Raw genomic sequence first — 18,886 nt, 5'->3', positions numbered from 1 at the left:
TGGGTAGGGGCGGCGGGGGCGTAGAAATGCCTGGTCAGTCCAGGTAGCCCCGCAGTTGGTCCGCGAACGCGTGGTCGCGGAGTTTGTTGAGGGTCTTGGATTCGATCTGGCGGATGCGTTCGCGGGTGACCCCGAAGATGCGGCCTATCTCCTCCAGCGTGCGGGGGCGGCCGTCCGCCAACCCGTAGCGGAGCTGGACCACCTTCCGCTCCCGCTCGCCGAGGGTCGAGAGAACCGCCTCCAGGTGCTCGCGAAGGAGCAGGAACGCCGCCGACTCCACAGGACTCGTCGCATCCCCGTCCTCGATGAGGTCCCCGAGGGCAACGTCGTCCTCCTCGCCCACAGGAGCGTGGAGGGACACCGGCTCCTGGGCCAGACGCAGGACTTCGCTCACCCGCTCGCTGGGGAGATCCAGGTGCGCCGCGACCTCCTCCGGCGTCGGCTCGTACCCCCGTTCCTGCAGCATCCGCCGCTGCACCCGCACCACCCGGTTGATCAACTCGACCACGTGGACGGGCACTCGGATCGTCCGGGCCTGGTCGGCGAGGGCCCGGGACATGGCCTGGCGGATCCACCAGGTCGCGTACGTCGAGAACTTGTACCCCCGGGCGTAGTCGAACTTCTCAACCGCCCTGATCAGCCCCAGGTTTCCCTCCTGGACCAGATCGAGCATGGTCAGCCCGCGCCCCACGTACCGCTTGGCGACGGAGACGACCAGCCGGAGGTTCGCCTCGATGAGCCGGCGCTTGGCCATCCGGCCCATGACCACCAACTTGTCGAGGTCCAGGGCGAGTTGGCTGTCCAGGTCGGAGGCCAGCCGCAGCCGCTCCTCCGCGAAGAGGCCGGCCTCGACCCGGCGCGCCAGCTCCACCTCCTCCGCCGCGGTGAGCAGCGGGATCCTGCCGATCTCCCGCAGGTACTGGCGGAACAGGTCGGACGAGGGCCCACCGGTGTCCGTACGCCCGCGGGGCACTTCCACCGGCTCCGGCGCCTCGGTCTCCACGAGGGTGACGGGCGGCTCGTCGGGCTCGGCCGGCGAGCCCTCCGGCTCCGCCGCCGTCTCGGGGTGGTGCGCGGCACGGCTCTGCGCGGGTACGGCCCCGATGACGTCGGAATCCGTGTCCGTGTCGCCGGTGTTGTCGGTCTGGGTGAGGGTCTGGGTCTGCACGGGGGCGACCTCCAGGAATGTCGCTGCTGAGGCGTGCGGCAGCGGTACGTCAGGGATGGGGCCGACGGCCTTGCCGCTGTCCCTCCCGAAGTCATTGAGCGGAACCGCGGGGGCAATGGACCCGTCGCGTTCGGGTCGGCCGCGCTCCGAGGACTCAGGCACCGGAACCCAGTGTGGAGTACGACACATCGTCGCCACGAGGGGCGTGCGGTGACTTTTTGAGTCCGGTCCGTGACCGCGTGGTTACCCTCGCGGAAAACTCGCGTGCCCGTTCGTACCCTGATCTGGCACGATCCCCGAGTGTCCGGTTCCCACTACGAAACTCACGTGACGGTCCGCTGCGACAGCGCCGCCGAATCGGAACGGCTGCGGTGCTGGGCGGCCGGGGCCGGCCTCAAGCTGACGCACATCGTGCTGGCACGCGGCCGGATGCCTTCGCAGCCGATGGTCACGTTGACGGGTTCCCCGTCGTACGCCGCCGAATCGGCCCGGGCCCGGGAAGTCGCCGCGCATCTGCGGGCCGACGGATTCGTGCCCGTACGCGTCAAGATCGAGTCGTCCCCGTGGGCGCCCGAGGTACCGCGCGAACCCTGTGGAACCGGCGGCGACGAGCGGTACTTCGAGCATCACGTGAAGCTGCTGCTGGACGCGGGCACCGACCTCGACGCCCTGGCCGCGAGGGTCGTCCCGCACGGCGCCCATCTCTCGTGGAACGCCCGGCGGGTGCGCGACAGCGAGATCGACGGCACCGGCGGCACCGGACGGCGGCACGAGCGGTTCGTGACCCAGCGGTGCCGGGGCGTGGACGCGGAGGGGGCCGGACGGCTGCTGGAGCTGCTGCTCGCTGAGCTGTGCGGGTTCGAAGTGGCCGATGTGGAGCGGGAGTTCGTGCTCCACGACAGTGATCTCTCCGTCGACGACGGGTGGATCGAGGAAGCCGGGGCGCGCATGTCGCGCGGAGTGCCCGTGGAGCAGACGCAGATACCGAGAGCGACCGAGGAGGTGCTGGGATGAGCGGGACGTGGCAGCAGTTCGGCTGGCGGAGCGTCGAGATACCCCGGGAGCCGCTGGACGAGGCCACCCGCCGGGCGCAGGACCTGCCGCGGACGCTGCACTGGGTGGAGGCGTACGACGCGGTGCAGCGGCCGGTCTTCGACCCGGCCATGAAGCACCACCAGAACGCCTACCGGGCCACCGACCCCGGCTTCTCCGACCCGGCCAGGGGCGAGGCCTGGCGGTCCGCGCGACGCCGGGCGCTGGATCTCGTGCTCGCGGCGATCGCCGGCTCGGAGTGGGTCGAGTCGCTGGTGCTGCGCGGCAGTGTGCTGATGTCGGCGTGGTTCGGGGACGCCGCCCGCGAGCCCGGCGACCTGGACTTCGTCGTCGTGCCGCGCACCTGGCGGGTCGACGAGGGGCGTACCGCCCGGATGCTCGACGGGATCGCGGAGGCCGCCGAAGCGCTGGCCGACGAGCGCGGGCGGGAGGTCGGCATCTCGGCGCGGGGCGCGGTGGTCGAGGACATCTGGACGTACGACCGGGTGCCGGGGCGCCGCATGGTGCTGCCCTGGGGTGCGCCCGGTCTGCCCGGCGGGCATGTCCAGCTCGACTTCGTCTTCAACGAGCGCCTGCCCGAGGAGCCGGAGCCGGTGGAGCTGCCGGGCGGCACGGTCGTGTGGGCCGCGACTCCCGGGCTGTCGCTGGCCTGGAAGCTGATGTGGCTGATCAACGACATGCACGCGCAGGGCAAGGACCTGTACGACGCCGTGCTCCTCGCCGAACGGCACCCGCTGCGCCACGAGCTGCTGCACGAGGTGTTCCGGCTGTCGGGCGAGTGGCCCCGGCAGTACCGCGAGGGGGTCTTCCTGGAGGACCTGGTGGAGTCGCTGGGATATGTGGAGTGGGAGCACTTCGTCACGGAGTATCCGCGGTTCGCGGACGCCGAGCGGGAGTTCACCGACCGGCTGGTGCGGGCCGTGACACCGACGTTCGACGGGCAGCCGCCGGCTCCGCCGTACTCCCCGGCCGGGAACTGACCCGCCTCGGAGCGCGGGCCTCGCACGTCCCCTCGTCCCGGAGCGCGGGCCCGGCCGTCTCGGAGCGCGGGCCCGGCCCGTGTCAGAGCGCGCCCGCGCCCTTCTCGCGCAGGGCCTGGTCGTACTGCTGGAGCACCCACAACTCGTTCTGCACGGCGGCCAGCTGGACCGGGTCGCCCTGGGCGCTGGCGCGGGCGAGGGCGCCCTGGACGTCCCGGACGCGGCGCTCGACGGCGCGGCGGCGGACGGTGACCAGCTGCTCGCCCGCGTAGTGCTCGTCGACGGTCTTGCGCATGATGGCCTCGACGGCCAGCTCGGTGACCATGGCGCGAACCGCGTCGTCGGAAGCGGCCTCGCGGACGCGGATCAGGTACTCCTGCGGGTCCTGGACGCCGTACTCCGCGCCGCCCGCCTCCATGATCGTCTCGCGGACGGCCGCGTACGGCGGGGCGGTGAACTCGTCCACGCCGTACGCGTCGAAGGCCGGGGAGACCAGGTCGGGGCGCTGGAGGGCGAGTTTGAGCAGTTCGCGCTCGGTGGCGAAGACCGGGTTGCGGAGAGTCAGGGCGGGGCCCGAGGAGGGTCTGGGTCCGCTGTTCTCGTAGCTCTGCGGGGGGCGGCCGTTGCCGGTGGGCGCGGGGCCCTTGCCGCCGCGGTCGCGGGCCCAGCGGGCCAGCTGGGCGACGCGCTTGACGACGAACTGCGTGTCGAGGATGCCGAGCATGCCCGCGAGCTGGACGGCGACCTCGTGCTGGGCGCCGCTGTTCTTGATGCGGGCGACGATCGGGGCCGCCTCGTCGAGCGCGGCGGCGCGGCCCGCGGGGGTCTCCAGGTCGTAGCGCAGGATGATCTGGCGCAGGGCGAACTCGAAGAGCGGGGTGCGGGGTTCGACCAGGTCGGCGACCGCCGCGTCGCCCTTCGCCAGGCGCAGCTCGCAGGGGTCCATGCCGTCCGGGGCGATCGCGATGTACGTCTCGGCGGCGAACTTCTGGTCGTCCTCGAAGGCCCGCAGGGCGGCCTTCTGGCCGGCCGAGTCGCCGTCGAAGGTGAAGATCACGCGCGCCGAGCCGTTGTCCATCAGGAGCCGTCGGAGGATCTTGATGTGGTCGCCGCCGAAGGCCGTGCCGCAGGTCGCGATGGCCGTCGTGATGCCGGCGAGGTGGCAGGCCATCACGTCCGTGTAGCCCTCGACCACGACCGCCCGGCTGCTCTTGGCGATGTCCTTCTTGGCGAGGTCGATGCCGTAGAGGACCTGGGACTTGCGGTAGATCGGCGTGTCGGGCGTGTTCAGGTACTTCGGGCCGTTGTCCGACTCGTACAGCTTGCGGGCGCCGAAGCCGACGACCTCGCCGCCGATGTCGCGGATCGGCCACATGAGCCGGCCACGGAAGCGGTCGATGGGGCCGCGGCGGCCCTCCTGGGAGAGGCCGGAGAGGAGGATCTCCTTGTCGCTGAAGCCCTTGCCGCGGAGGTAGCGCGTGAGGTGGTCCCAGCCCTGGGGGCTGTAGCCGACGCCGAAGTGGGTGGCCGCGGCCTGGTCGAAGCCGCGCTCGGCGAGGAACTTGCGGCCGGTGTCGGCCTCGGAGCTGGTGTCGAGCTGCTCGATGTAGAACTGGGCGGCGATCTTGTGGGCCTCGACCAGGCGGATGCGCTCGCCGCGCTGGTTGGAGGGGTTGTAGCCGCCCTCCTCGTAGCGCAGCGTGATGCCCGCCTGGCCGGCGAGGCGCTCGACCGACTCCGAGAAGGTGAGGTGGTCGACCTTCATCACGAACGTGATGGTGTCGCCGCCCTCCTGGCAGCCGAAGCAGTGGAAGAGCCCCTTGCTCGGGCTGACCTGGAAGGACGGTGACTTCTCGTCGTGGAAGGGGCAGAGACCCTTGAGGTTTCCGCCGCCCGCGTTGCGCAGCTGGAGGTACTCCGAGACCACGGCGTCGATCGGGACCGCGTCCCGAACAGCCTTCACGTCCTCGTCGTTGATCCTTCCAGCCACGCATGGATTCTACGGGGACGGTGTGACAGTCGAGCGCCGCCGTCGGTCATGGGACCAGACTGTCCAGCGGAACGTGCGGGTCCGCGAGTGCCTCGGAGTCCACCTGGGTCCGGGTCCGGATCAGTTGCTGGATCGGGTCCGTGACGTCCCACACATTCACGTTCATCCCGGCCAGCACCCGTCCTTCCTTCACCCAGAAGGCGATGAACTCGCGCTTGCCCGCGTCTCCCCGGATCACCACTTGGTCGTACGTGCCCGGGGGCGCCCAGCCCGAGTACTCGAGCCCTACGTCGTACTGGTCGGAGAAGAAATAGGGCACCCTGTCGTACGTCAGCTCGCGGCCCAGCATCGCGCGGGCCGCCGCCGGGCCGCCGTTCAGGGCGTTCGCCCAGTGCTCGACGCGCAGCCGGGTGTCGAACAGCGCGTGGTGGAAGGCGGCCACGTCACCGGCCGCGTAGATGTCGGGGTCGGAGGTGCGCAGCTGCTCGTCGACCGCGATGCCGCCGCCCTGTGCGCGGTCGACCATCGTGAGGCCCGCGGCCTCGGCGAGGCCGGTGCGCGGGGCGGCTCCGATGGCGGCCAGGACGTCGTGCGCGGGGTGCTCCTCGCCGTCGTCCGTGCGGGCCGCCAGGACCATGCCGTCCTGGCCGGTGATCTCGGTGAGCCGGGCGCCGAAGTGGAAGCGGACGCCGTGCTCGCGGTGCAGCTCGGCGAAGAGCTGGCCGAGCTCGGGGCCGAGGACCGAGTGCAGCGGGGTCGGCCCGTGCTCGACGACGGTGACCTCGGCGCCGTACTCACGGGCTGCCGCGGCGACTTCCAGGCCGATCCAGCCGGCGCCCGCGATGACGAGGTGGCCGTTGTCCCGGCCGAGGGCGGTCAGTACGTGCTTGAGGCGCTCCGCGTGGGCCAGGCGCCGCAGGTGGTGGACGCCCGCGAGGTCCGTGCCCGGGATGTCGAGGCGGCGCGGTTCGGAGCCGGTCACGAGCAGCAGCTTGTCGTAGTGGACGAGCGTGCCGTCGTCACCGAAGCGGACGGTCTTCGCGGTCCGGTCGATCGCGTCGACGGTCTGGCCGAGGTGCAGCTCGACGTCGTTGCGCGCGTACCAGGCGGGCTCGTGGACGAAGACGCTGTCGCGCTCCTCCTTGCCGAGCAGATAGCCCTTGGACAGCGGCGGGCGTTCGTACGGGTGGTCCCGCTCGTCACAGATCAGTATCACGCGGCCGGTGAAGCCCTCCGCCCGGAGCGTCTCGGCCGCCTTCGCGCCGGCCAGCCCGCCTCCGACGATGACGAATGTCTGATCTGCGTCGACCACTTGATGCCTCCTCGTAAGGATGTCGCCACATGCGAGCGTCCCGCACGGAGCGTGATGGGGGAAGAGGGAGTGGCCCGATCAGGCCACGCAGGGTCACGCCCTCCCCGTCCGGACGCCACAGCTACCCCGTGAGCCTCGCATGCAGTGATCGCGCGGAGGCGTCCGTCAGGGACGCGATCTGGTCGACGATCACCCGCTTGCGGGCACGGTCGTCCGGCGCCTGGTCGAACAGGGCTCGAAACTGCGGGTCCAGGCCGTCCGGCGCGCGGGCGGTGAGCGCCTCCGCGAGCTCGGCGACCACGATCCGCTGGTCGGCGCGGAGCCGCTCCTGCTCGGCGCGCTGCATGACGTACCGGTCGGCGACGGCCTTGAGGACCGCGCACTCCAGGCGGGCCGCGTGCGGAACGACCAGTTCGGCCGCGTACCGCGTGAGCCGGCCCGTCCCGTACGCCGCGCGCGTCGCGCCCTCGGCGGCGAGGCAGAACCGGCCGATGAGCTGGCTGGTGGCGTCCTTCAGCCGGGCCTGCGCGACCGCCGAGCCGTCGTAGCCGTGCGGCCACCACTCCTGGTCCAGGAGGCGGTCGAGGGCCTCGCCGAGCTCGGCGGGGTCGGTGTCCACCGGGACGTACCGGCCGACGGCGACCGCGAAGATCTCCTGCCGCTCGGGATCGGCGTGCAGGCAGTTGGGGTCGATGTGGCCCGCGTGCAGGCCGTCCTCGACGTCGTGCACCGAATACGCCACGTCGTCGGCCCAGTCCATGACCTGGGCCTCGAAGGTGGTGCGGGTGCCGGGGGCGCCCTGGCGGACCCAGTCGAAGACGGGGCGGTCGTCGTCGTAGACCCCGAACTTCGGGGACTTCGGGTCGGCCGGGTGGGCGCCGCGCGGCCAGGGGTACTTGGTGGCGGCGTCCAGGGCGGCGCGGGTGAGGTTGAGGCCGACGCTGACGAGGTCGCCGCTCGCTTCGCTTGTCACGAAGCGCTTGGGCTCGATGCGGGTGAGCAGTCTGAGCGACTGCGCGTTGCCCTCGAAGCCGCCGCAGTCCTCCGCGAACTCGTTCAGTGCCTGCTCGCCGTTGTGCCCGAAGGGCGGGTGGCCCAGGTCGTGGGAGAGACAGGCCGCCTCGACGAGGTCGGGGTCGCAGCCGAGGGCGGCGCCCAGCTCGCGGCCGACCTGGGCGCACTCCAGGGAGTGGGTCAGGCGGGTGCGGGGGCTCGCGTCCCAGACCTGGCTGCGGGTGCCGGGGGTGACGACCTGCGTCTTGCCTGCGAGGCGGCGCAGGGCCGAGGAGTGCAGGACGCGGGCGCGGTCGCGCTGGAAGGCGGTGCGGCCGGGGCGTTTGTCCGGCTCCGTGGCCCAACGTTCCACTGACGTGACGTCGTAGCCGGGGGGTGCGATGTGGTGCTCGTACGGGTGTTGGGTGGTTTCGGTGCTGGTGCCTTCCATGTCTTGAACAGTAAGCGGAGCGGCTGACAATTGGGGCGGGGGTGTTGCGCGCCTGCGCGTCTGCCCCGCGCCGCTTCGGGGCACGGCCGTCGCCGGTGCTTTCAGGGGCGCGGGGAAGCGCGCGACCAGCCACCACGGACCCGCAGTCGACACACCGGGCCGAGCGGAGCGCCTACGCCGAAGCCAGGGCCGGTGTCCCGGTGATCGAGGTCGCGAGCGCCCGGTCGTAGCGGTGCAGGATCAGGCGGGCCATCGACGGGTGGGCGCCCAGGGGGGCCGAGGCGATCCAGGGGGCCGCCGCCGCGCACTCGGTGGAGAAGCGGCCGGGGGCCGTGAAGTAGGAGGCGACGGCGACGCGATGGCGGCCCCGGGCGGTGAGGGCGCGGACGGCTTCGGGGACGGTGGGGGCCGCGGCGGAGGCGTACGCCGGGAGGACGGGGACGCCGAGCCGCTCGGCCAGGAGGCCCGCGGTGCGGCGGGTGTCGACGGCCGCGTCGGGGTCGCGGGATCCGGCGGCGGCGAGCACGACCCCGCTCGCCCGGCGCTCGGCCTCGTCCCGGGGCGCCTGCCAGCCGGCCTCGGTCAGGCGCTCGTGCAGCGTCTCCACGAGGAGCGGGTGCGGGCCGAGCGGCCCGGCGATGCGGGTGTTCGCCCGTGCGACGGCCGCGGCCTCGGGGATGTCCTGCTTGACGTGGTAGCCGCGGCTGAGCAGCAGCGGTACGAGCACGGCGTCGCCGGTGCCGAGGCCCGCGAGCGTGTCGGGCAGCAGGGGCTCGTTCAGCTCGATGTGCCCCAGGTGCACGGGCAGGCCGGGGCGCAGGTCGCGGATCCGGGCCAGGAGGGTCCGGACGGTGCTCAGGGCGCGCGGGTCGCGGCTGCCGTGGCCCACGAGGACGAGCGCGGGCGGGGCGGGACGCCGGGTGCCGTTGAGGGACACGAGGCTGAGCTGACTGCCGAGCTGACTGCCGATCCGGTTCATGAGTTGCGCCGTACTGTCGAGGTGGACGCCACGCAGCGGCTGGCCGCCGGGGCGGGGCTGGGACTCGTCGCGAGGAGGGTTCGACGCCGTCATGCACCGATGGTGCGGGTCGGAGGTTGCCTCCCCGTTGCGCCGGAATGACGGGTGTTTTCCGGGGGTTCACGGTGGGGTGTACGGGGTCTGTGAGGTGCGGTGACCTGCCGTTTCGGCTTCCCGGGTGAAGCTGGTCACTGTGCGCCGGGCGAACCGGATCACCGTAACGGGCGTCCTCAGGGTCGAGGCCACCTGGGGAGGGACCGTCCGATGCGTCGTCCGAAGCTGCCGAAGCTGCCGCGGCCACGCCTGCCGAGACCGCGCCTGCCGCGCACCCGGACGGGGCAGCGCCGGGCCGTGCAGGCCGTGATGGCCGGGTGCGTCCTCGCGCTGCTCCCGTCGACGTGGATGTACGTGGTCACGGGCGACCGGCTGCGTACGACGGCGGACGTGCCGCGCACCGAGGTGGCGGTCGTCTTCGGGGCGGGCCTGTGGCGCGGCGAGCCGTCGCCGTATCTCGCGCACCGGCTGGACGCGGCGGCCGGGCTGTACCGGGACGGGCGCGTGGAGGTGGTTCTGGTCACCGGCGACAACAGCCGCGAGGACTACGACGAGCCGGACGCCATGCGTACGTACCTCACGGAACGTGGCGTGCCCGACGCGCGGATCGTCAGCGACTACGCGGGCTTCGACACCTGGGACTCCTGCGTTCGCGCCAAGAAGATCTTCGGCGTCGACAAGGCGGTGCTGATCAGCCAGGGCTTCCACATCCGGCGTGCGGTCGCGCTCTGCCAAGAGGCGGGCGTCACGTCGTACGGGGTCGGGGTGGACGCGGTGCACGACGCGACCTGGTACTACGGGGGCGCCCGGGAGGTCTTCGCGGCGGGGAAGGCACTGCTGGACGCGGTCTTCGAGCCGGATCCCCACTTCCTCGGGCCCCAAGAGCCGGGCGTGGAACGGGCGTTGGCGGCGGGTGGCCGATAGTCGACGAGACGCAGATCACGCGGTCCGCCAGGTTTGACGCGCGCCTGTCACCCTGCCGCGTGAATGCGATTACGCAGCGCTCTGTAATCAACTGATTACGTATAGTGTCTTTTTCAGGGGCTCGGATCCGAACGGGCCCAGGAGAAGGGACACATGATGACTGGTCTGCGTACCGCCTTCGTCGCCGCCATGGCGGCGGCGCTGTTCTCGGCCCCGGCCGCCATGACGACCGCCGTGGCGGACGACGACGCGGCGGCGAAGGAGCCGGGATGCGCCAAGCTCGGTGCCTACGGCGACGGTTGGGCCGACATCCACAACGTGTGCAACTACACGATCTCCGCCAGTGTCGAAGTCGACGGCTTCGACCCGAGCTGTATCCAGATCGGCCCCGGCGGGGTCGGACGCATCGGTCTGGACCCGGGTGACGTCCCGTACTACGCGTACGTGTGCTGAGTGGGCGCGGCTCATGAACGAGGGCCGCGGCTCCTGAGCGAGGGCCGCGGTTCCTGAGCGTGGTTCCTGAGCAAGGGTGCGGTTCCTGAGCAGGGACGCGGATTCTTCTGAGCAGGGCCCGAGGGCAGGAGCGGCGGCCACCGCTCCTGCCCGCCAGGAACTTCCCCCCCAGGCCCTGCGCGGACGGATCCCGTCCCTCATGCCGCCCCGGGGTATCTCCGACATGCGTGGGTGCGTGGCTCGGTTCAGGATGGGTTCATGGACCGCCTGGGCGACGGACTGTTGCTGGGGGTGCTGGACGCGACCCCCGCCTGTGTCGGCATCCTCGATCCCGAACTCCGCTATCTGTACGTCAACCCGGCGCTGGCCCGGCTCAGCGGGAAGCCCGCCGACGAACACCTGGGCCGGGCCGTCGAAGAGGTACTGCCGTTCACCGGTCGCGGCAAGGGCGTACTGCGCGAGGTGCTGGCCGACGGGCGTTCCCGCGAGGGCATCAACGACGGCGTCACGCTGTCCGGGGCGGGCCTGGAACACCACAGCTGGCGCGGCGCGTACCACCGCCTCGAGGCCGACGGGGACGTCGTGGGCGTGGCCGTGGTCATCATGGTGATCAACGGCGTACGGCATCAGCACAGGGAGCTGGAGCGGGTGCGCAAGCGGCTGGCCCTGCTGGACCGGGCCGCCACCCGCATCGGCACCACGCTCCGCGTCGACGACACCTGCGCCGAGCTGGCCGACTTCCTCTCCTCGGAGCTCGCCGACATGGCCGCGGTGATGATGTACCCGGCCCCGCACGGCTCGGAGCACCTCCCCGAACACCACCCGCCGCCCGAGCGCCACGGTCCGGTCCTGCTGCGTATGGCGGGGGTCGCGGCCGTGCCCCATCTCCAGGACTATCTGGTGGAGATCCGCGCGACCGTGGGCGAGCAGCTGCACTACCGGCACGGGTCGAGCGTCCAGCGCTGCCTGGACAGCGGCCGGCCCGTGGTGGAGAACCAGCTCAGCGCCGAGGAACTGAGCCGTTCCATACCGGACATGGAGCATTTCCCGGCCCATCGCGCGGTCGGTGTCCACTCCGACCTCGTCGTGCCGCTGACCGCCCGCGGCCATCTGATGGGAGTGGTCGTGCTCGTCAGGGTCGGGGACTCGCCGCCCTTCGAGCACCAGGACGTGGTGATGGCCCAGGACCTGGTGGGGCGCGCCGCGATCGGCCTCGACAACGCCCGCCGTTACGCCCGTGAGCACGGCATCGCGGTGGAGCTGCAGCGCGCGCTGCTGACCGAAGGGCTGTGTCCCCGTCCCGGGATCGAGGTGGCCACGCGCTATCTGCCCGCCGGGGACAGCGCGTTGGTGGGCGGCGACTGGTACGACGTCATCCCGATGTCCCGTCGTCGCACGCTGCTCGCCATGGGCGATGTGATGGGCCACGGCGTCGAGGCCGCGGTCGCCATGAGCCACTACCGGGCGATGCTCCGCGTCGTGGCCGCCGACGGCCTGCCGCCGCACGCCATGCTGGAACGCCTGGACGAGCTGATCACCCGCTCCGGCACCGACCGTCCCGCCACCTGTCTGCTGGTCCTGGCCGATCCGGAGAGCGGCGAGTGCCTCTACACGAGCGCCGGCCATCTGCCGCCCGCGATCCTGGCCGCCGACGGCAGGGTCGGCCTGTTCCCCGTGCCGGTGGGCCCGCCTCTGGGCACCGGCTTCGGCGGCTACGAGATGGTCACCGGCTGCTGCGCTCCCGACCGGACCCTGCTCCTCTACACCGACGGTCTGGTCGAGCGCCGGGAACAGGACGTCGACGAGTGGCTGGGCCGCCTCACCCGCCAGCGCCTGCCCAGCGACGGCTCCCTGGAGGACCAGTTGGCCGTCCTCCTGGCCGGCCTCGTCCCGGGCGGCACGGCGGAGGACGATGTGGCGGTGATGGCGGCGCGGCTCGCTCCCTAGGGAACGGGGTCACGATGGCCGCCGGGCCTCTCCGCGTCGTGTGATCCCCCACCTCAGCGCGTTCGCCAGTCGCCCCCGTCGATGCGCCTGCCCCGCGCCCGCAGCGCCGCCGCGACCGACGGGGCCGCCACGTACACCCACGCCCGTACGTCCGTGCCGTCCTCCCGGGTCACCTCTCTGGCCACGCGCTCGTAGAGGTTGGCGGGGTCGCCCGGGGCGTACTCCTCCAACCGGTCGAGGGCGCCGAGGAGTTGGCCGTACCGGTCGGGGTCGGCCGTGACCAGTTCCCCGCACACCACGCCGCCGGGTTCCTCCACGGCGTACGGGTAGCCCGGCCCGTCGTAGAGCACCGCGCCGGTGAGCCGCCCCGGCACCTCCGAGCGCGTACGGCCGCGCAGGAAGAGGTCGTGGTTGTGCTCGCCGGGGCGCAGGGTCCCGTAGACGAAGAAGGGCAGTCGGCCGCTCACCCGGTGGTCTCCTCTCCCGGGTCGCTGTCGCATGCCCGGACCTTTGGCCTTTGACCTTTGCAGAAACGATTCTCACCCCTCACACATCCCCACACATCCCCCGGCAGTCCGCTATGGACATGCCAGGTCCGGGCCACCTAGAACTGGGCGGACACCCCCACCAGTCACTCCCCACTCCCCCCACCACCACGCGTTTCGCGTGCCTTCCCGAGGAGTTCGATGAGTCGGACACGGCACATCCGAGGCTCGCGCCTCGCCACCGTCGGCATATCGGCGGCGGCCACCACTCTGCTGGCGGGAGCACTGGCCCCGAGCGCGGTGACGGCCGACGGGCCGACCCGGGACACCGTCCTCGGCAACGCGGCGGCGGTGCTCGCAGACCAGGCCGCCCGGCTGGGCCTCACCTCCGCGCAGGACACCAGGGCCCGTGACGTGGTCGTCGACGCGGACGGCACCCAGCATGTGCGCTACGACCGGACGTACCGCCAACTCCCCGTACTGGGCGGCGACTTCGTGGTCCACCTGACGGCGGCCGGCGACTACCGGTCCAGCGACCGGGCCACCACGCGTCCGCTCTCCCTCGCGAGCATCACACCGTCGGTGTCCGCCCCGAAGGCCGCCGACCTGGCCGCCGCGGCACTGCGCCTCGCGAACGTCGGCGAGACGCTCCGCAAGATAACCGCCAAGCCCCAGCTGGTCGTTGACGCCCTGCACGGCACTCCGAAGCTGGCCTGGCGCACCGAGGCCGGGGGCAAGGACTCGCTCGGCAACCCGGTCGCCCGCGTGGTCCTCACCGACGCGGTGACCGGCAAGCAGATCGACGCCTGGGACAGCATCGAGACGGCGACCGGCGACGGCCGATCCCTCTACAGCGGCAAGGTCCCGCTGGAGACGACGCGGTCCGGTTCGACGTACCAACTCTCCGACCCCACACGGGGAAACACGTACACGGGCGACACGAAGAACAAGACGGACTCCTGCATCCTCATCATCTGCTACCAGCGTGCCCCCGCACCCGTCCTCACCGACGCCGACAACCACTGGGGAACCGGGGCGACTTCGAGCCGCGCCTCGGCGGCGGTGGACGCGCAGTACGGCACCGACACCACCTGGGACTACTACAAGAACGTCCACAGGCGCACCGGCATCGCGGGCGACGGCAAGGGCTCGTTCAACCGGGTGCACTACGGCAGCGCGTACAACAACGCGTTCTGGGACGACAGTTGCTTCTGCATGACGTACGGGGACGGTGACGGGAAGACCTTCGGGCCGCTGGTGTCCCTGGACGTGGCCGGGCACGAGATGTCGCACGGCGTGACGTCCAAGACGGCCGCGCTGACGTACTCGGGCGAGCCCGGCGGTCTGAACGAGGCGACGTCGGACATCTTCGGCACGCTGGTGGAGTTCTACGCCAAGAACCCGTCCGATCCCGGGGACTGGCGGATCGGCGAGAAGATCGTGAAGCCCGGCTTCGGCCGCTCCGCCCTGCGCTACATGGATCAGCCCTCCAAGGACGGCAACTCCGCGGACTGCTGGACCTCCACGGTCGGTGACCTGGACGTCCACTACTCCTCGGGCGTCGCCAACCACTTCGCGTACCTGCTCGCGGAGGGCAGCGGCCCGAAGACCATCGGCGGCGTCGCCCACAACGGCACGACCTGCAACGGCGCGAAGGTGACCGGCATCGGCAGGGCCAAGCTCGGCGCGATCTGGTACCGGGCGCTGACGGTCTACATGACGTCGTCGACGAAGTACGCGGGCGCGCGGGTCGCCACGCTGAGCGCGGCGAAGGATCTGTACGGGGCGTCGAGCGCGGAGTACCGGGCGGTGGGGGCGGCCTGGTCGGCGGTGTCCGTGAACTGACACCGGGCTCGTGGAACGACGAGGGCTGGGGCGGGGCAGCGCGGAGCGGCCCGGGGCGGCGCGGTGAGAGGCGTGAGCCCGCTGAGGGCTCGGCCGGGAAACCACGTTGCCCCGGCCCCGGCCCGACACTAAGGTCGGCCGGGTGACTGCCGGGTCGGCCTTGGGCCATGCACGAGTGGGGTTCCCGGCCTCGGCGTGAGCGCGAGGCGGGCCAGGGCCCCGCCGTTTCTCCGTGTCTTTGCAGCAGGCGCGCCGACCGAGCGTGCGCCATGCCCAGAGCGTCCATGCGCGCGTTGGCACGCGCCTTCGTCGCGCCCCCGAAGACCCGGAGACACCTCACTGATGTCACATGCCCAGCAGCACCCGAACCCGAATTCCTCCGAACTGCCCACGACCACAGCCCAGTTGAACCACACCGTCGTCTACGCGACGGACCGCCACCTGTCGGCCGAGTTCCTCGCCGCGGTCCTGGAGCTGAAGGTCGGCGCCCCCTTCGGCCCCTTCATTCCCGTCGACCTCGGCAACGGCGTGACCCTCGACTACTACGAGTTCAGGGACGGGCCGATCCAGTCCCAGCACTACGCGTTCCTCGTGCCCGACACCCGCTTCGACGCCATGATCGCCCGCCTGGAGGTGCTCGGGGTCACGTACTACGCGGACCCCGGCCACACCGAACCCGGCCGGACCAACGACCTGTTCGGCGGCCACGGCGCCTACTTCGCCGACCCGGACGGCCACAACATGGAGATCCTGACCCGGCCGTACGCCCGTCCCTGACGGCTCCGGCCAGGACGGTCAGATCACCCGGAAGAGGTCGGCGGCGGATGGGCTCGCCGCCGCTCTCGGGGTGGTAGATCCGCTCGTTGAGGTAGCCCAGCGTCTCGTTCAGCGCCGCCGTCGAGCACTTGAAGATCTCGTCGATGAACGCGATGTGCGCGGTCGTGGCGCGGCCGTCGTAGACCTGGCGGTACTCGCCCCGGGCCAGCGCGGCGACGTCGATGGGGCCGAACATCCGCGTCGGTGCGGTGAACTTCGACAGGAGGATCTCCCAGTAGGCCGCCCCCTCGAACCTGCCCGTGAGTTCCCGCGCCAGCTCGGACTTCGCCGTCCCGGGCGGGCCGAGCACCAGCGAGTGCTGTCCGGCGAGCAGCGTCACCAACAACGTCCGCACGACGTCGGCCCGTTCGTAGAAACGGTCCGACAGCTCGTCGCCGATCGCTCGCAGCCTCGTGGCCGTGTCCGGCGTGTCCGGTGCGTCCGGCCCGTCCTGCGGGTCCGGTGCATCCGCTGCGTCCGGCCCGTCCGGCCCGTCCTGCGCACCGATAACCAATATCCAACTCCTTGCCTGTGCAGCCCTGTTGAGGATGCCGAGCCCGCGCCCCCTCCGCCCTTTGCCCAAGCAAGATAGAGCCGTCCGGGCTCCGGGATCATCCCGAGGCGATTTCCGGTGTCCCCGGCCGTGCCCCTGTGGAACCCTGACCCAATGCCCGATTCCCGGTACCGCGGTGACACGTCCAGCAGGTCGCACGGGGCGCGCCTGGCCACGTACAGCGCCGTCTCCGCCGCCCTGGCCAAGTGCGACGACGACGAACTGAACGCCCTCGTGCGCGGGGCGGACCCGCTCGGTTCCGGCATCGGCGGGCGGTCGGCGCTCCTGGATGTCGACGGCACCCAGGTCTTCGTCAAACGCGTGCCCCTGACCGCGGCGGACACGCTGCCGGGGAACGTCCGGTCGACCGCGAACGTCTACGGGCTGCCCGCCATCTGCCACTACGGCATCGGCGGGCCCGGCTTCGGAGCCTGGCAGGAACTGGCCGTGCACGAGATGACCACGAACTGGGTGCTCTCCAACGACTTCCAGGGCTTTCCGCTGACGTACCACTGGCGCGTACTGCCGGACTACGCGAGCGACGCGGACGACTCGGGAGCCTTGGACGACGCACCGGCTCTCCCCGAAGAGCTGGCCGACGTCGACCAGGTCGTCGCGTTCTGGGACGGCAGCCCGGAAGTACGCCGGCGGCTCGAAGGGCTCCGGGATGCCTCGACGAGCCTCACCCTCTTTCTGGAGTACGTCCCGGGGACCCTCCACCAATGGCTCGGCGAACGGATCGAGGAGGGCGGCGAGTCGGCGGACCGGGCGTGCTCCTGGGTGGACAAGGCCCTGCACGCGGGCACGTCCTTCATGAACTCGCGCGGGCTCATCCACTTCGACGCCCACTTCGAGAACATCCTGACCGACGGCCGGCGCCTGTACTTCGCCGACTACGGCCTGGCCCTGTCCTCCGGTTTCGGCCTCTCCCCGGAACACGCCCGCTTCTTCGAACGGCACCGGACCTACGACCGCTGCTACACGATCACGTACCTGGTGAAATGGCTGATCACCGCCGTCTACGAGTACGGGAGGGACGAGCGCGAGGCAATGATCCGCGCCTGCGCCCAGGGCGCACACCCCGCCGAACTCCCCGATGCCGCCGCGGCGATCGTGACGCGATACGCGCCACTGGCCTCGGTGTTCGCGGACTTCAGCCGCACGCTCCAGAACGAGAGCAGGCGAACGCCGTATCCGTCGGAGGAACTCCACCGGATCGGCGCCGGACGCGATCTGTTCGCCTCCTGAACCCGCCATCTCCCAACGACTGACCCACGACTGACCACGCCTGGCCTACGGAGATCCATGCCGCCGAAGACGAAGATGCACGCCGACGAACTCGACATCGACGCTGCGCTCGTCGGCCGGCTGGTGGCGGAGCAGTTCCCCGAGTGGGCGGAGCTGCCCGTCCGGGAGGTCCGCTCGGCCGGGACCGACAACGCCATGTACCGGCTGGGCGACGACATGGTCGTACGGCTGCCGCGGCTGCCCGGTGGGGCCCGGCAGGTGGACAAGGAGCAGCGGTGGCTGCCGCGGCTGGCGCCGCACCTCCCGCTGGCCGTGCCGGTACCGCTCGCCAAGGGTGCGCCCGGCGAGGGGTACGCACTGCCGTGGGGCGTGTTCCGCTGGCTGGACGGCGACAACATCTACGACGCGCCTCTCACCGGGCACGCCGAACTCGCCGACGCCGCCGTCGAGTTGGGCCGGTTCGTCGCGGCGCTGCGGAAGATCGACGCCACCGGCGGGCCGCCGTCCTGGCGGGGCGGGCCCCTCACCGACGACGGTGAGGACGACGTCCGTGGCGCGATCCGCGACCTGGGCGCGGCGGGCACGCTGGACGCGGACCTCGCAACCGCCGCCTGGGAAGAGGCCCTGCGGCTCCCCCAGTGGGACGGCGACCCGGTCTGGCTCCACGGCGACCTCCTGCCGGGCAATCTGCTCGCCCACCAAGGCCGCCTCGGCGCGGTCATCGACTTCGGCGGTCTCGGCGTCGGCGACCCGGCGGCCGACGTGCTCGCCGCCTGGGCCGTCTTCACCCCGGAGACCCGCGGCCTGTTCCGCGAGGCGGCCGACGTCGACGACGCGACCTGGGCGCGGGGACGCGGCTGGGCCCTGTGCTTCGGCCTGGTCGCGGAGGACCACTACCGGGTCACCAATCCCGTACTCGCCACCGTGGCACACCGGGCGGTGGCGGAGGCGCTGGCCGAGTACGGGTCCGGAGACAGAGCAGGGGGCTGAGACGCGGTTCCGGTCAACCCCCGTACGGCCGAACCGACTTCGCCTCCCGCAGCGCCAGCCCCCACCACGCCAGCTGGTCGAGCATCACCTTGGCCGCCGCGTCCGGTGCCGAGGGGTCCTTGTGCCGGCCCTGGTCGTCGAAGGAGGCGCCCGCGTTGTGGAAGGACACCGTGTCGCGGACGGTGACCGCGTGGAGTTCGGCGAAGACCTGGCGGAGCTGTTCGACGGCGCGCAGGCCGCCCGAGATGCCTCCGTAGGAAACGAAGGCGACGGGCTTGGCGCGCCACTCGTGGAAGTGCCAGTCGATGAGGGTCTTGAGGGACGCGGGGAAGGAGTGGTTGTACTCGGGGGTGAGGACGACGAAGGCGTCGGCTGTGGCCAGGTGGGGGGTGACCTTGCCCAGCTCGGCGGCCACCTCGGCGGACGGGGAGTGGGAGAGGGCCGTCGGCAGGTGTACGTCGGCGGTGTCGACGACGTCCACCGCGAGGTCGGTCCGGTCCCGGATCCGGCCGAGCAGCCACTCCGCGACGACCGGACCGAAGCGGCCCTCCCGGTTGCTCCCGACGATCACCGCGATCCTCAGGGGCTCGGGGAGGGGGACGGGCG

The 18,886-nt window shown here is 71.6% G+C and carries 16 protein-coding genes and 1 pseudogene; 9 read left to right on the top strand and 8 right to left on the bottom strand.

Annotated features, from left to right (window positions below; translation table 11 throughout):
• Positions 1 to 34: 34 nt before the first annotated feature.
• Positions 35 to 1,330: an RNA polymerase sigma factor gene (locus AOK17_RS21465; RefSeq protein WP_055614144.1), complete on the bottom strand. Its 1,296-nt coding sequence runs from the start codon at positions 1,328 to 1,330 to the stop codon at positions 35 to 37.
• 102 nt (positions 1,331 to 1,432) lie between these two features.
• On the opposite strand from AOK17_RS21465, the gene AOK17_RS21460 reads away from it, so the two are divergent.
• Together AOK17_RS21460 and AOK17_RS21455 are read left to right on the top strand one after the other, a co-directional pair.
• Positions 1,433 to 2,182 carry a hypothetical protein gene (locus AOK17_RS21460; protein ID WP_425424624.1) on the top strand — a complete coding sequence of 250 codons (750 nt, stop codon included), beginning with the start codon at positions 1,433 to 1,435 and terminating at the stop codon, positions 2,180 to 2,182.
• Positions 2,179 to 3,201 carry a nucleotidyl transferase AbiEii/AbiGii toxin family protein gene (locus AOK17_RS21455; RefSeq protein WP_055614142.1) on the top strand — a complete coding sequence of 341 codons (1,023 nt, stop codon included), beginning with the start codon at positions 2,179 to 2,181 and terminating at the stop codon, positions 3,199 to 3,201. The genes AOK17_RS21460 and AOK17_RS21455 overlap by 4 nt, the downstream gene beginning before the upstream one ends.
• An 82-nt stretch (positions 3,202 to 3,283) precedes the next feature.
• On the opposite strand, the gene dnaG is transcribed toward AOK17_RS21455, so the two are convergent.
• The 4 genes from dnaG to AOK17_RS21435 all read right to left on the bottom strand — a co-directional run bounded on the left by dnaG (position 3,284) and on the right by AOK17_RS21435 (position 9,019).
• Positions 3,284 to 5,191 (bottom strand): DNA primase, encoded by a 1,908-nt coding sequence (dnaG, locus tag AOK17_RS21450; protein WP_055614141.1) that lies wholly within the window; start codon positions 5,189 to 5,191, stop codon positions 3,284 to 3,286.
• Between the two features lie 46 nt (positions 5,192 to 5,237).
• Positions 5,238 to 6,503, bottom strand: coding sequence for an NAD(P)/FAD-dependent oxidoreductase (locus AOK17_RS21445; protein WP_055614140.1), 1,266 nt, complete (start codon positions 6,501 to 6,503; stop codon positions 5,238 to 5,240).
• 121 nt (positions 6,504 to 6,624) lie between these two features.
• Entirely contained in the window at positions 6,625 to 7,947 is a 1,323-nt protein-coding gene (locus tag AOK17_RS21440; protein ID WP_055614139.1) for a deoxyguanosinetriphosphate triphosphohydrolase, read from the bottom strand.
• A gap of 172 nt (positions 7,948 to 8,119) precedes the next feature.
• A complete protein-coding gene (locus AOK17_RS21435) occupies positions 8,120 to 9,019 on the bottom strand; it encodes a sirohydrochlorin chelatase (protein ID WP_079053190.1) in 900 nt (299 codons plus the stop codon).
• Between the two features lie 210 nt (positions 9,020 to 9,229).
• Between AOK17_RS21435 and AOK17_RS21430 the strand changes: the two genes are divergently transcribed.
• The 3 genes from AOK17_RS21430 to AOK17_RS21420 all read left to right on the top strand — a co-directional run bounded on the left by AOK17_RS21430 (position 9,230) and on the right by AOK17_RS21420 (position 12,343).
• Positions 9,230 to 9,943 carry a SanA/YdcF family protein gene (locus AOK17_RS21430; protein ID WP_079053189.1) on the top strand — a complete coding sequence of 238 codons (714 nt, stop codon included), beginning with the start codon at positions 9,230 to 9,232 and terminating at the stop codon, positions 9,941 to 9,943.
• Between the two features lie 153 nt (positions 9,944 to 10,096).
• Complete coding sequence (locus tag AOK17_RS21425; protein ID WP_055614138.1) at positions 10,097 to 10,396, top strand: hypothetical protein; 300 nt, start codon at positions 10,097 to 10,099, stop codon at positions 10,394 to 10,396.
• Between the two features lie 258 nt (positions 10,397 to 10,654).
• Positions 10,655 to 12,343: a SpoIIE family protein phosphatase gene (locus AOK17_RS21420; protein ID WP_055614137.1), complete on the top strand. Its 1,689-nt coding sequence runs from the start codon at positions 10,655 to 10,657 to the stop codon at positions 12,341 to 12,343.
• Positions 12,344 to 12,396: 53 nt separating this feature from the next.
• Here the strand turns inward: AOK17_RS21420 and AOK17_RS21415 are convergent, their stop codons facing one another.
• Positions 12,397 to 12,810, bottom strand: a complete 414-nt coding sequence (locus AOK17_RS21415) for a gamma-glutamylcyclotransferase family protein (RefSeq protein ID WP_245697266.1) — start codon at positions 12,808 to 12,810, stop codon at positions 12,397 to 12,399.
• Positions 12,811 to 13,029: 219 nt separating this feature from the next.
• Here AOK17_RS21415 and AOK17_RS21410 point away from each other — a divergent pair, with 219 nt between their 5' ends.
• Both AOK17_RS21410 and AOK17_RS21405 read left to right on the top strand, forming a co-directional pair.
• Entirely contained in the window at positions 13,030 to 14,673 is a 1,644-nt protein-coding gene (locus AOK17_RS21410) for a M4 family metallopeptidase (RefSeq protein ID WP_055614135.1), read from the top strand.
• Between the two features lie 342 nt (positions 14,674 to 15,015).
• Positions 15,016 to 15,450 carry a VOC family protein gene (locus tag AOK17_RS21405; RefSeq protein WP_055614134.1) on the top strand — a complete coding sequence of 145 codons (435 nt, stop codon included), beginning with the start codon at positions 15,016 to 15,018 and terminating at the stop codon, positions 15,448 to 15,450.
• Positions 15,451 to 15,466: 16 nt separating this feature from the next.
• On the opposite strand, the pseudogene AOK17_RS48630 reads toward AOK17_RS21405, so the two are convergent.
• Positions 15,467 to 15,898 (bottom strand): annotated as a pseudogene (locus AOK17_RS48630) (AAA family ATPase); the annotation flags it as partial.
• 258 nt (positions 15,899 to 16,156) lie between these two features.
• Between AOK17_RS48630 and AOK17_RS21400 the strand changes: the two are divergent.
• Both AOK17_RS21400 and AOK17_RS21395 read left to right on the top strand, forming a co-directional pair.
• A complete protein-coding gene (locus tag AOK17_RS21400) occupies positions 16,157 to 17,290 on the top strand; it encodes a protein kinase family protein (RefSeq protein ID WP_055614133.1) in 1,134 nt (377 codons plus the stop codon).
• A 57-nt stretch (positions 17,291 to 17,347) separates the two neighbouring features.
• Positions 17,348 to 18,280: an aminoglycoside phosphotransferase family protein gene (locus AOK17_RS21395; RefSeq protein WP_055614132.1), complete on the top strand. Its 933-nt coding sequence runs from the start codon at positions 17,348 to 17,350 to the stop codon at positions 18,278 to 18,280.
• A 13-nt stretch (positions 18,281 to 18,293) separates the two neighbouring features.
• Here AOK17_RS21395 and AOK17_RS21390 read toward each other — a convergent pair.
• On the bottom strand, positions 18,294 to 18,886 hold a 593-nt coding region (locus tag AOK17_RS21390), incomplete at its 5' end, for an NADPH-dependent FMN reductase (RefSeq protein WP_055614131.1).

This window comes from Streptomyces phaeochromogenes, from assembly GCF_001418655.1.
Lineage (GTDB): Bacteria > Actinomycetota > Actinomycetes > Streptomycetales > Streptomycetaceae > Streptomyces > Streptomyces phaeochromogenes.
The sequence above is the reverse complement of the archived record's forward strand: the minus strand, read 5'-3'. Positions and strand labels throughout refer to the sequence as shown.

Bases quoted from the DNA above. Each gene is read 5' to 3' on its own strand.
- AOK17_RS21425 (WP_055614138.1), top strand. From the start codon at position 10,097: ATGATGACTGGTCTGCGTACCGCCTTCGTCGCCGCCATGGCGGCGGCG.
- AOK17_RS21400 (WP_055614133.1), top strand. From the start codon at position 16,157: ATGCCCGATTCCCGGTACCGCGGTGACACGTCCAGCAGGTCGCACGGG.
- AOK17_RS21405 (WP_055614134.1), top strand. From the start codon at position 15,016: ATGTCACATGCCCAGCAGCACCCGAACCCGAATTCCTCCGAACTGCCC.
- AOK17_RS21440 (WP_055614139.1), bottom strand. From the start codon at position 7,947: ATGGAAGGCACCAGCACCGAAACCACCCAACACCCGTACGAGCACCAC.
- AOK17_RS21455 (WP_055614142.1), top strand. From the start codon at position 2,179: ATGAGCGGGACGTGGCAGCAGTTCGGCTGGCGGAGCGTCGAGATACCC.
- AOK17_RS21410 (WP_055614135.1), top strand. From the start codon at position 13,030: ATGAGTCGGACACGGCACATCCGAGGCTCGCGCCTCGCCACCGTCGGC.
- AOK17_RS21395 (WP_055614132.1), top strand. From the start codon at position 17,348: ATGCCGCCGAAGACGAAGATGCACGCCGACGAACTCGACATCGACGCT.
- AOK17_RS21435 (WP_079053190.1), bottom strand. From the start codon at position 9,019: ATGACGGCGTCGAACCCTCCTCGCGACGAGTCCCAGCCCCGCCCCGGC.
- AOK17_RS21420 (WP_055614137.1), top strand. From the start codon at position 10,655: ATGGACCGCCTGGGCGACGGACTGTTGCTGGGGGTGCTGGACGCGACC.
- AOK17_RS21430 (WP_079053189.1), top strand. From the start codon at position 9,230: ATGCGTCGTCCGAAGCTGCCGAAGCTGCCGCGGCCACGCCTGCCGAGA.